Genomic DNA, 10,000 nt, shown 5'->3' with positions numbered 1-10,000 from the left:
TTTCGCCCATTGCCGAAGATTCCCTACTGCTGCCTCCCGTAGGAGTCTGGGCCGTGTCTCAGTCCCAGTGTGGCCGATCACCCTCTCAGGTCGGCTACGCATCGTCGCCTTGGTGAGCCGTTACCTCACCAACTAGCTAATGCGCCGCGGGTCCATCTGTAAGTGACAGCCGAAGCCGCCTTTCCATTCCGCATCATGCGATGCGAAAAACTATCCGGTATTAGCTTCGGTTTCCCGAAGTTATCCCAGTCTTACAGGCAGGTTACCCACGTGTTACTCACCCGTCCGCCGCTAGGTTCCGAAGAACCTCGCTCGACTTGCATGTATTAGGCACGCCGCCAGCGTTCATCCTGAGCCAGGATCAAACTCTCCATAAAAGTGTTTGTCTAGCTTCATAAATAAAAATTGACGTTTCATGTTTTGTTTAGTTTTCAAAGTTCATGTGTCACCGTAGCGACTTGTATAATATATCACGTGTTACTATAATCGTCAACAATATCAATACATTTTTTTTGAGAATTTTACTTTCTTAAGAAAAAATATATTAGTCCGCCTTTACTCTTGCAGAAGAATGTTCTCTGGCATATACCCCCTTTTGGGGCAAGTTTATTTAACTGCTAGGAGGCCTGGATTCTAGGATAGGGCAGTACTCCAGCAAGCTATACTAAATTATTCTATAAAAAAGAAGAGCGGACACGGTCCTCCCTGCTCTCCAAGAGACAGTTCTCCGTACATTGAGGCACTTTTTGCCTGAGTGAGCAGCGGTCTTTTTCTAAAACAAGCAGGCATGGGAGCTAGATAGCATCCCCGCAAAAGGTTATACTCTCTTATCTAAAAAAAGAACTGTGAAGAAAATTCCCCTCACAGTTCCCTTATTTTTATAGAGCACCCGCTCTTATATTACTCTTCTGCAGCCTCTTCTATCTCATCTTCCCGCTGCGCTTTTGCTACCGTAGCTACTTCCTGCTCCCCATCTAATCGAATAAGGCGAACACCCTGTGTATTACGTCCCATTTGTGAAATTTGATCAACAGGCATCCGGATTAATACACCAGCTGCCGTAATGAGCATAATATCCTCCTCGCCTTTTACAGACTTCACAGCTACAAGCTTTCCGTTTTTGTCTGTAATATTGCAGGTTTTTAACCCTTTTCCACCCCTGCTTTGAATACGATATTCTTCTATTGAGGTTCTCTTTCCATAACCATTTTTTGTAACAATAAGCACATCTGTGTTTTCTTCTACAATCTCCATTCCCACAACCAGGTCATCCTCATCCAACGTAATGCCCTTTACGCCGGTTGCACTGCGCCCCATAGAACGTACATCCTGTTCGTGAAAACGAATAAGCATACCATTGCTTGTTCCAATAATAATATCTTTTTCTCCTGTTGTTAAACGTACAGAAATAAGCTCATCTTCTTCTCGAAGGGTGATTGCTATTAAGCCGTTATTCCGAATGTTTGCAAATGAAGATAAAGGCGTACGCTTCGCCAAGCCTTGCTTTGTTGCAAAGAATAAGTAATCATCATCTGTAAACTCACGAATTGGGATAATTGCATTGACCCACTCATCCTTATCAACCTCTAACAGATTAACAATCGGGATTCCTTTTGCTGTACGGCTGTACTCCGGAATTTCATACCCTTTTGTCCGGTATACTTTTCCCTTGTTAGTAAAGAATAAAATATGATCGTGTGTTGATGTTGTCAAAAGATGTTCAACAAAATCATCTTCGTTGGTTCCCATTCCTTGTACACCTCTACCTCCACGGTTTTGGCTTTTATACGTGGAAGCAGGCAATCGTTTAACGTATCCATTATGAGTAAGCGTAATAACCACATTTTGCTCAGGAATCAAATCCTCATCTTCAATAAATTCAAGTCCGCCTGGAACAATTTCAGTTCGTCTTTTATCATTAAAGCGTTCTTTAATCTCTGTTAATTCTTCGCGAATAATTTCGAGCACTTTCTCTTCATCAGCCAATATTGCTCTTAATTCTGCAATTAAGCTAACTAATTCCGCATACTCCTGCTCAATTTTCTCGCGTTCCAATCCTGTTAACCTTTGTAAGCGCATATCTAAAATAGCTTGCGCTTGTTTTTCACTTAAACCAAAGCGTTCCATTAGGCCTTGCCTTGCTATCTCTGTTGTACGGGAGCTACGGATTAAAGCGATAACCTCGTCTAAATGGTCTAATGCAATTCGGAGCCCTTCTAAAATATGTGCACGCGCTTCTGCTTTTTCTAATTCGTAAGCAGTACGTCTTCTAATTACGACCTTCTGATGCTCTAGATAATGGTATAAGCATTGTTTTAAATTTAATACCTTTGGCTCGCCGTCTACAAGGGACAGCATATTGATACCAAAGCTTGTTTGCAAAGCTGTATGCTTGTACAAATTATTGAGAAGTACGTTAGCATTAGCATCACGACGCACTTCCATTACGATCCTCATGCCATTGCGATCAGATTCATCTCGTAAATCCGTAATCCCGTCAATCTTCTTCTCACGTACCAGCTCTGCAATTTTTTCAATAAGCTTTGCTTTATTTACTTGGTACGGAAGCTCGTTTACGATAATGGACTGCTTACCGTTACCGCGATCCTCGATCTCTACTTTAGCTCGGATAATAACCGTGCCGCGTCCGGTCTCATAAGCACGACGTATTCCACTCTTTCCAAGAATTTGACCAGCTGTAGGGAAATCTGGTCCCTTAATATACTCCATTAACTCAGAAATCGTTAATTCTGGGTTCTTGCTTAACGCCAACACACCATCAATGACTTCCCCTAATTGATGCGGCGGAATATTAGTCGCCATCCCTACGGCAATCCCTGTAGCACCATTAACAAGTAAATTCGGGAAGCGTGCTGGAAGAACAATCGGTTCTCGCTCAGAGCCATCATAATTATCTTGATAATCAATTGTATTTTTTGCAATATCCCGAAGCAATTCCATCGAAATTTTAGACATTCTTGCCTCTGTATAACGCATAGCAGCCGCAGCATCTCCATCTACGGAGCCAAAGTTTCCGTGTCCGTCTACTAGCATATAACGTTGGTTAAAGTCCTGTGCCATACGAACCATCGTATCGTAAACCGCACTATCACCATGCGGATGGTACTTACCGATCACTTCTCCAACAATACGAGCAGATTTCTTATGCGGCTTTTCCGCCACAATACCTAAATCATTCATCGCATATAAAATTCTTCGATGAACCGGCTTCAAGCCATCGCGCACATCAGGTAAAGCACGTGATACGATGACACTCATAGCGTAATCTAAAAAAGATGCACGCATTTCTTGGCTAATATTTATCTCACGAATTCGGGCTTGTTGGTTCTCTGACATCAACCAGCACCTCCTCTAACATTTCCGAACATATAGTTATATACAGAAGACAGGAATAAACATTCCTGTCGTGTTTTAAATATCGAGATTCTTCACATATCTCGCGTTTTCTTGGATAAAGTTACGGCGAGGTTCTACTTTATCGCCCATTAGAATTTCAAATGTTTCATCCGCTTCAATAGCATCCTGCATACTAACCTGTAGGAGCGAGCGCACTTCCGGGTCCATTGTTGTTTCCCAAAGCTGCTCAGGATTCATCTCTCCAAGCCCCTTATAACGTTGAATGTTTGGCTTCTGTTGCCCTTGCAGCTCCGCCAATACTCTTTCAAGCTCTCTTTCATTGTATGCATACACAACTTTTTTACCTTGCTGTACCTTATACAGCGGCGGCTGAGCGATATAAACATATCCATGCTCAATAATTTGACGCATATAACGATAGAAGAAAGTTAATAATAGGGTACGAATATGAGCGCCATCTACATCGGCATCTGTCATAATAATGATTTTCTGATAACGAGCCTTTTCAATATCAAAGTCCTCGCCAATTCCTGTTCCAATGGCTGTTACAATAGAACGAACCTCATTATTGGATAAAATTTTATCTAATCGTGATTTCTCAACGTTAATAATTTTTCCTCTTAATGGCAAAATCGCTTGGAAATGACGATCACGTCCTTGTTTTGCAGAGCCGCCTGCAGAATCACCCTCTACAATATAGATTTCACTAATTGAAGGATCTTTGGAAGAACAGTCTGCTAATTTACCAGGCAGACTTGAGACTTCCAAGGCGTTCTTTCGTCTCGTTAATTCACGTGCCTTTTTCGCTGCAACACGAGCCCTTGCTGCCATCATACCTTTTTCTACGATTTTGCGAGCTACAGGAGGATTTTCCATTAAAAACTTTTCAAATGTTTCAGCAAATACGGATTCTGTGATTGTTCTTGCTTCGCTGTTACCCAGCTTCGTCTTTGTTTGACCTTCAAATTGAGGATCAGGGTGCTTTACAGATACAATAGCAGTTAAGCCTTCCCGCACATCTTCTCCAATTAGATTGCTATCACTATCTTTAATCACATTATTTTTTCTTGCATAATCATTCACTACACGTGTAAGAGCTGTTTTGAATCCTACCTCGTGTGTACCGCCCTCATACGTATGAATATTGTTAGCAAAAGAGTAAATATTACTTGTATACCCTTCGTTATATTGTAAAGCAATCTCTACATAAATGCCTTGACGAGCTCCTTCTACATAGACCGGCTCTTCATGAATCACTTCTTTTGTACGATTTAAATGCTCTACATATGAACGAATACCGCCCTCATAGAAAAATTCTTTCTTTCTTTTGTTTTCACGTTTATCTTCAATAATCAGCCTGATGCCGCGGTTTAAGAATGCCAATTCGCGCAAACGGTTTGCAAGTGTGTCAAAGTCATATTCTGTGGTCTCGGTAAAAATTTCTTTATCCGGTTGGAATCGAACCGTTGTTCCAGTTCTGTTTGTTTCGCCGATCACTTTTAAATCCTCAACAGGAACACCACGCTTAAATTGTTGATAATGTATTTTCCCTTCACGGTAGACATGCACCTCAAGCATAGAAGAAAGAGCATTTACAACTGACGCTCCTACACCGTGCAAACCGCCTGACACCTTATAACCGCCGCCGCCAAATTTTCCACCCGCATGCAGTACGGTCATAATAACTTCAACTGCCGGACGACCCATTTTCTCATGAATCCCGACAGGAATACCGCGTCCATTGTCTGCAACAGTAATACTGTTGTTTTCTTCGATTGTAACAGTTACTTCATCACAGTAGCCTGCTAGCGCCTCATCGATACTATTATCAACAATTTCCCAAACAAGGTGGTGAAGCCCTTTTGCATTTGTTGAACCAATATACATGCCTGGGCGCTTCCGAACAGCCTCTAATCCTTCTAGAACTTGAATTTGACTCTCATCATACGTGTTATTTTGCAATTGCTTTTGTTCCATTGTCACAAACATCACCTACTTTTCCATTTAACAGAAGCAACTCTGCGGGTCTAATCTTGAATTGTGCCATTTGTCACTTGAATTGTTTTGGCTTTCTTCAGCGTATCGTGCTCAATCCCTTCAACGCTCGTTGTTGTTACGAAAGTTTGCACCTTTCCCTGAATTGTGTTTAAGAGGTGAGATTGCCGGTAATCATCCAACTCCGACAAGACATCGTCGAGCAGTAGAATGGGATACTCGTTCACTTCTGAATGAATTAATTCAATTTCGGCCAGTTTTAGGGAAAGTGCAGTCGTTCGTTGCTGTCCTTGTGAACCAAAGACTTGAACGTTTTTGTCATTAACGAAGAATTGCAAATCGTCGCGATGAGGACCAATCAAGGTAGTGCCGCGGAAGATTTCACGCTGCTTAATAGAATGAAAATTTTCATAGTATACTTCTTTTATTTTCGACAAATCTGTTGATTCTGATACATTTATGCTAGGTTGGTATACAATTTGCAAATCTTCCAGCCCTCTGCTGATGCCGCGGTGGATGGGAGCGGCCCAATCCTGCAGCAAACGTAAGAATTCAAAGCGCTTTTGTAAGACCTTTGCACCATGCTCAATTAATTGGATTGTAAACACATCTAGCATTGCCTCGTTTTTGTTCCCTTCACGTTGCAAGGTCTTTAACAAATGGTTCCGTTGTGTGAGCACTTTTTGGTATTGACTCAACTCGTAAAGATAGACCGGTGCAATTTGTCCGAGCTCCATGTCCAAAAATCGTCTTCTAACTTGGGGACTTCCTTTTACTAAATGTAAATCCTCTGGGGCAAACATCACAACATTCATCTCACCGATATATTGACTAAGCTTTTGCTGCTCCAAATGATTTAATTTTGCTTTCTTGCCCTTTTTGGAAACCATTAATTCTAAAGAAAGCGAGCTGTTTCTTTTTCTTAGTCTTCCTTTTATTTTACCATACTCTGCGTCCCAACGGATAAGATCACGGTCATTTGAGGTACGATGTGACTTGGCCATTGCAAGTACATAAATAGCCTCCATGAGATTTGTTTTACCCTGTGCATTTTCTCCAATAATAACATTTACTTTATCTTCAAAAGAAATGTCGAGCATTTCGTAATTTCTGTAATTCTTTAAAGCTAAATCCTCAATGTACAAAGGGTGTTCCCCCTTTTATCCCTTCACTTGAAATGAGCCGAAAGCAGGGATATTTACGATATCTCCTGAAAAGAGCTTTCTGCCTCTCCGATTGTCTTCTTCGCCATTCACATACACTTCGTGTTCCTGGAGAAACCACTTTGCAGCTCCGCCAGTATCGATCAAGTCAGCTAATTTCAGAAATTGTCCTAAAGTGATGTATTCTGTCGAAATCGAGACGCTTTTCATAAGGATCACTCACTTCCTAAAAGTGTTCATTCTTTCATTGTACTAAATAATCGGGTGTTAGCAAAGCGGAATAATAAAAATAAGAAAAGCAGCAGACATAATTCATTCTTTAACGCAAAAAATTCTTTTTTATATTTCAGCGTATTTTGTAAGACAGAACATGTCTGCAAGGTGAGCCGACACCAGTGAAATATCATTTTTATCCGTATAAAGAAAACTCGCAGATTGGCAAGCCTTTAGGCGAAAACAGAGGTGTAGTTGCCCTTATACTTTACTCATAAAATTTCCTGCTATGCCGAATGAACTTTCAGCTGGAAATTTATGCTTTCTTAAAGTACAAAAAGAGATGACCCAAAATAGGACATAGTCTCCTTTTTGGGTCACCTTCCAAACTATAGTAAAATGAGTTGCGTGATTTCTTAACTTCATCATCCACTTTTTCTTAAACTGTAGAGAATCCTCATTGATCGCTTGTCCATTAATATGTTCGAACAGGCAAAATAAGTTGAACAATGGATTCATCGTTGGCAGTACGAATCAGGAATGGCCGCATCGCACCAGTAAAGCTAATTTTAATTTCCGAACTGTCCAATGCTTTTAAAGCATCCATCATATATTTTGCACTAAACGAAATTTTTAATTCTTCTCCCTCTATCTGCTCACACTGTACTTCTTCCACAACTTTCCCGATTTCGGGCGAATTAGAAGAGATCTCAATCATTCTTTGATCCAAAGTAGAAAACTTTACAACGTTGTTACGACCATCTCTAGCTAATAAAGATGCACGGTCAATGGCTTGTAGAAATTCCTTCGTATTTACCAAAATGTCTGTTTTGCTTTCCGTTGGAATAAGTCTTGATGTATCAGGGTAATTTCCTTCTAATAGCCTAGAAAAGAAAAGCAGGTGCTTTGTACGGAATAATACTTGATAATCCGTAATCACTATATCTACCGCTTCCTCAGATTCATCTAAAATCTTGCTTAATTCATTCAAACTTTTTCCTGGAATAACAACATTCGCTTTAAACTCCTCCGGAATATTTCTTCCGGAAATCTTTGCCTTACGCAATGCAAGTCTATGACTATCTGTTGCAATGCAAATGAGCTCGCTGTTATATACCTTCCAGTTTACACCTGTCAAGATTGGTCGTGTTTCTGAAGTTGAAACAGCAAACACTGTTTGACGAATCATATGCTTAAGAAGATCAGTTGGAATTTGAAACACGTGATGTTCCTCGATCTGAGGCAAAAGCGGATATTCCTCTGGATCCAAACCATTTAAATTAAACTCGGATTTTCCAGATTTAATTTTTGTCATAAAATGACTTTCAACCTCAATTTCAACTGTCTCTTTCGGTAGTTTTTTTACAATTTCACTGAAATATTTTGCTTGCAGAACAATACTTCCTGGACGATGGATTTCTACAATTTCTTTTCCGTTCTCTTCAACAGGAATAAAGGATTCAATTGAAATGTCAGAGTCGCTTCCTGTTAAGGAAACACCTTCTTCATTCGCTGAAATTTTAATTCCAGTGAGAATAGGGATTGTGGTCCGAGAAGATACGGCTTTCATAACCTCTTGTACACCTTTGACGAGATGATCCTTTTGAATGGAAAAAAGCATAGAAAAAAAACCTCCTGTTGTTGAGTATAAATTTTATTCTATTTACTAAAGATAAAAAATTAGTAGTAATAGTAGTAGTGCTTGTGGATATGTGGATAACTCCCTTTAGTGAAGGAAAAAACAGTCTATCAACATGTGGATAGACTGTGCGTAAAAACAAAAAAGTTATACACATTATTCCTAATGAGTTTTCAAAATTTCACGAATCTCCTCTAGCTGTCTCTGCAGCTGGGTATCTGTTTTTGAAAGTTTAGAGATTTTCTCGTGTGCATGAATAACCGTAGTATGGTCACGTCCGCCAAATTCTTCGCCGATTTTCGGAAGTGAAGAATCTGTGAGCTCTCTTGAAAGGTACATTGCAATTTGGCGTGGAAAGGCGACAGATTTTGTACGCTTTTTCGCTTTAAAGTCGTCTAGTTTCACTTGAAATACTTGTCCTACTGCCTTTTGAATTTCATGGATAGAAATAATTCTTGGCTTTGCATTTGGGATAATATGTTTCAAGGCCTCCGCGGCTAAATCAGCATTGATATCTTTATTAATAAGTGATGAATAAGCAACAACCCGGATAAGTGCTCCTTCTAACTCTCTAATATTGGAGTCAATTTGATTGGCAATATACAGCATTACCTCATTGGGGATATCAAGCCCTTCTGCCTTTGCCTTTTTACGCAAAATAGCGATTCTTGTTTCCAAGTCAGGAGGTGTAATATCCGTAATAAGACCCCACTCGAAGCGTGAGCGTAAACGATCCTCAAGTGTCGGAATCTCCTTTGGGGGCCGGTCACTTGAGATTACAATTTGTTTACTTTCTTCGTGCAAAGCATTAAAAGTATGGAAAAATTCTTCTTGGGTTTGTTCTTTCCCAGCTAAAAACTGAATATCGTCTATGAGAAGAACATCAACATTTCGATATTTGTTGCGAAAGTCGACAGCCTTATTATCACGAATGGAATTAATAAATTCATTTGTGAATTTTTCGGAAGAAAGGTATACAACCTTGGCATTCGGATTATGCTCAATAACATAATGGCCGATTGCATGCATAAGATGCGTTTTGCCAAGCCCTACACCCCCATATATAAAAAGAGGATTATAGGCCTTTGCGGGAGCCTCAGCAACGGCAAGTGACGCTGCGTGGGCAAAACGGTTTCCAGAACCAATAACAAACGTATCGAATGTATATTTTGGGTTCAGCATGCTTTGCGGAAAATGGTTCGGTTCATCCTGCAGCATCTTTGTTTTGCGTGCAGGGGCATATTCAAATTCCTCTTCAGCTTGGCTTTGAGGAATAATAAAACGAATATCAAGCTCTTCCCCAGTTACCTGATACACAGTCTCTGAAATCAAGTCAGAATAATGGGATTCCAACCAGTCTCGTGCAAATTCATTCGGAGCAGTAATCGTGAATACATGCTTTTTTAAGGAATAAGCCTTTGTGGACTTTAACCAGGTTTCAAAGCTTGGCTTACTTACCTTTTTCTCCAACTCTTTTAAGGTCCGATTCCAAAGATCAGAGATGTTTTCCAATGTTGTCCCTCCTTTTGGACAGGGTAATTGTACAAAGATTTAATTTGCACAACCTTTGTATAACATGAAAATGCACGTATGCATATTTATACAAAATCTT

Annotated in this window: 6 protein-coding genes and 1 rRNA gene (1 of these 7 cut by a window edge); all 7 read right to left on the bottom strand. The window is 40.2% G+C overall.

Annotated features, from left to right (window positions below; all coding sequences use genetic code 11):
* A 16S ribosomal RNA gene (locus AC6HZ4_RS00035) occupies positions 1-377 on the bottom strand; it reaches 1,161 nt to the left of the window's first position.
* A gap of 523 nt (positions 378-900) precedes the next feature.
* A complete protein-coding gene (gyrA, locus tag AC6HZ4_RS00030; protein ID WP_497493043.1) occupies positions 901-3,357 on the bottom strand; it encodes a DNA gyrase subunit A in 2,457 nt (818 codons plus the stop codon).
* Positions 3,358-3,432: 75 nt separating this feature from the next.
* Positions 3,433-5,355 (bottom strand): DNA topoisomerase (ATP-hydrolyzing) subunit B, encoded by a 1,923-nt coding sequence (gene gyrB, locus AC6HZ4_RS00025; RefSeq protein ID WP_497495849.1) that lies wholly within the window; start codon positions 5,353-5,355, stop codon positions 3,433-3,435.
* A 50-nt stretch (positions 5,356-5,405) separates the two neighbouring features.
* A complete protein-coding gene (recF, locus tag AC6HZ4_RS00020) occupies positions 5,406-6,518 on the bottom strand; it encodes a DNA replication/repair protein RecF (RefSeq protein WP_497493042.1) in 1,113 nt (370 codons plus the stop codon).
* A 15-nt stretch (positions 6,519-6,533) separates the two neighbouring features.
* Positions 6,534-6,746: a ribosome maturation protein RlbA gene (rlbA, locus tag AC6HZ4_RS00015; protein WP_497493041.1), complete on the bottom strand. Its 213-nt coding sequence runs from the start codon at positions 6,744-6,746 to the stop codon at positions 6,534-6,536.
* Between the two features lie 478 nt (positions 6,747-7,224).
* Positions 7,225-8,370 (bottom strand): DNA polymerase III subunit beta, encoded by a 1,146-nt coding sequence (dnaN, locus tag AC6HZ4_RS00010; protein ID WP_497493040.1) that lies wholly within the window; start codon positions 8,368-8,370, stop codon positions 7,225-7,227.
* A gap of 180 nt (positions 8,371-8,550) precedes the next feature.
* Positions 8,551-9,900: a chromosomal replication initiator protein DnaA gene (gene dnaA, locus AC6HZ4_RS00005; RefSeq protein ID WP_497493038.1), complete on the bottom strand. Its 1,350-nt coding sequence runs from the start codon at positions 9,898-9,900 to the stop codon at positions 8,551-8,553.
* Between the last annotated feature and the right edge of the window lie 100 nt (positions 9,901-10,000).

The organism is Ectobacillus sp. OTK (assembly GCF_059698935.1).
The sequence above is the reverse complement of the archived record's forward strand: the minus strand, read 5'-3'. Positions and strand labels throughout refer to the sequence as shown.